Genomic DNA, 2,750 nt, shown 5'->3' with positions numbered 1-2,750 from the left:
AACCTCTGGAAAACTAATTTGTTTTGACCAGGATAGACAAGCTATCCAACATGCTGAAGAAATCTTAGGTTTGGATAAGCGAGTCACTTTGATTAATCGGAATTTTGAAGCACTGGAGGTTTCTCTTCAAGAATTAAACTTACTTCCTGTCAATGGAATCATCTTTGATTTAGGGGTTTCATCCCCGCAGCTTGATGAAGCCGAACGGGGTTTTAGTTATATGCAGGATGCACCCTTGGATATGCGTATGGATCCTTCGAGTACCTTAAATGCACGGGAAATTGTCAATACGTGGAGCGAAGCAGCTTTGGCGCAGCTAATTTGGCAATATGGGGAAGAAAAGTGGTCAAAACGAATTGCCCAATTTATTGTTCAATCACGCCTTGAGCGACCGCTTGAAACAACGGGTGACCTAGTCCAATCGATCAAAGCAGCAGTTCCAGCGGCGGTTCGGCGTAGTGGACCTCACCCCGCAAAACGTACATTTCAAGCAATTCGGATTGCCGTTAACGATGAATTAGGAGTTTTAGATCGAGTGCTTGATCAGGCGATGCGTTGTTTAGATCACGGTGGACGAATTGGCGTGATTACATTTCACTCTCTTGAAGATCGTATCGTTAAAGAAAGAATGAATTCTTGGCTGGGACGATGCACATGTCCACCAGAACTACCGATTTGTCGGTGTGAGGCAAAAACGATAGCCAAGATATTAACGCGAAAACCTATTCTCCCCTCTATAGAAGAAGTTGAGCAAAATCCAAGATCGAGAAGTGCTAAACTACGGGTTGCCGAAAAAATATAATGTCTAAAGATTAAGGAGGAAGAATACCCATGGTAGTGGCGCAGGAAACTATAAATTGGCAGGAAACAGCAGAATGGCAGGATACATTAACCCAAACCTATTCTGAGAGAAGCCTCCGATCCCCTAAGAAAAAGAAAGATTACCATAAAATCAAGAGTATTGTGGCCTTAGCCTGCATCGTTGGGCTAACTGGGGCAATCGGTGCGGAAACAATCCAACTCACTGTCGTCAAAGGGGCCCAAGTTCGGAATCTTGAAAAGGAGATTTCCGCAATTAAAATGCAGAATGATCTGCTTCAGATGGAGTCTGATAAACTTCGGTCAGTGGGACGGATTGAGAGTGTAGCATTATCGATGGGTATGGAAAAACCAACCGGGAAAGTTTACATGGCAGGCGCAGTACCTGCGGTCAAAAATCAAAAGGGGGCTCCTACGACCCAAGCCGTAAATCAACCGACCGAGGATAAACCCACGAAACTGCAGCAATTTTCACAGATTTTTACCAGTTTTTTTGCTTCAACGCAACGTTAAGAGAATGGCGCTTTGGGTACGCGGAGACTCCCTGAAAGGTGGGGGTGGGACTTGTGAGTCCTTTTGTCGTCATGCGTAAACGAATCGCTTTTCTTTTTTTGTGTGTTAGTATTTTTTTGATTGTCTTAATTATTCGACTAGGGTTCGTGCAGTTGAGTCAGGGTGCTGATTTGAGAAAAAAAGCGGATGATTCTCACTTTCGCGGTGTTCCCGTGGCACCTAAACGTGGAAATATTGAGGATCGTCAAGGAAATGTTTTAGCGATGAGTGTTAGTAGCGAAACAGTGTATGCCATTCCAGCAGAGGTGAGGCAGTCAGGTAGGGCTAAAGAGATGGCAGCGACCCTGGCCCCTTTGCTCGGAAAAACTGCTCAGGAGATTGAGGCACGAATCACGAAACGTTCGGCTTTAGAATATGTTCAGAAACGCGTAAAGCCAGAAGTGGCTGCCCAAGTGCGGGAGTTAGCGCTACCGGGAATTGGAACTACGGAAGATAGCCAACGGTATTATCCTAACGGTACATTAGCAGCGCATATTATTGGATATGCTGGAATTGACAATCAGGGCCTAGAAGGGATAGAGTTGACAAGGGAAACCGAGCTTAAAGGGATACAGGGAAGTATTCTCCAAGAGTTTGCAGCCAATGGGATTCCACTTCCTCAGGCGGAGCATCAGTATTTAGCTCCTAAACAAGGAAATACGGTACGATTAACGATTGATAAAAATATCCAGGCCTTTGCTGAGCGGGAGTTACAAAAGTTGATGACGGGTCAGGGGATCAATATGAATGGTCAGGTACCTAAAAACGCCTCAATTTTGATCATGGATCCCAATACCGGAGAAATGCTAGCCTTAGCTTCTGCGCCAACCTTTGATCCTAATCACTATCAAGAAGCAGATCCCAGTACGAGACGAAATATTGCGATTCAGAATGGTTATGAACCTGGGTCAACGTTTAAAATTATTACACTAGCAGGAGCCCTTGAGGAAAAGAAAATTAAGGTCACAGAGCATTTCTTTGATCCAGGAGCTTATACCGTACTAGGTAAAAATGTGCGTTGCTGGAAAGCGGGGGGGCATGGCGACCAAACCTATTTGCAAGTAGCCGAAAATTCCTGTAATCCGGGTTTCGTTGAGATGGGACAACGTCTAGGGATGGACAATTTTTATAAGTATCTACGTGACTTTGGATTTGGTCAGAAAACGGGAATTGAGATGTCTGGTGAAGCGCTAGGCATTTTAGCGAATAAGAAAAAAGCAACTGCCTTAGACTTGGCGACGATGTCTATAGGGCAAACGAATAATGTTACCCCTATCCAGTTATTAACCGCGGTTTCAGCGGTGGCAAACGGTGGAACGTTAATGAAGCCCCAACTCGTGGCAGAAATAGTTGGGCCCAGCGGAAGGGTTGTTACCCCC

Annotated in this window: 3 protein-coding genes; all 3 read left to right on the top strand. The window is 45.1% G+C overall.

The window, feature by feature from the left end:
- A partial coding sequence (rsmH, locus tag UF75_RS25260; RefSeq protein WP_045577277.1) for a 16S rRNA (cytosine(1402)-N(4))-methyltransferase RsmH occupies positions 1-802 on the top strand: 802 nt, incomplete at its 5' end.
- A gap of 29 nt (positions 803-831) precedes the next feature.
- On the top strand, positions 832-1,332 hold the full coding sequence (locus UF75_RS25255) for a hypothetical protein (protein WP_045577276.1): 501 nt from the start codon (positions 832-834) through the stop codon (positions 1,330-1,332).
- A 53-nt stretch (positions 1,333-1,385) separates the two neighbouring features.
- The coding region (locus UF75_RS25250; RefSeq protein ID WP_045577275.1) for a penicillin-binding transpeptidase domain-containing protein at positions 1,386-2,750 on the top strand (1,365 nt) is incomplete at its 3' end.

It is taken from the genome of Desulfosporosinus sp. I2, from assembly GCF_000960765.1.
In the GTDB taxonomy this organism is placed as follows: Bacteria; Bacillota; Desulfitobacteriia; order Desulfitobacteriales; family Desulfitobacteriaceae; genus Desulfosporosinus.
The sequence above is the reverse complement of the archived record's forward strand: the minus strand, read 5'-3'. Positions and strand labels throughout refer to the sequence as shown.

Bases quoted from the DNA above. Each gene is read 5' to 3' on its own strand.
- UF75_RS25255 (WP_045577276.1), top strand. From the start codon at position 832: ATGGTAGTGGCGCAGGAAACTATAAATTGGCAGGAAACAGCAGAATGG.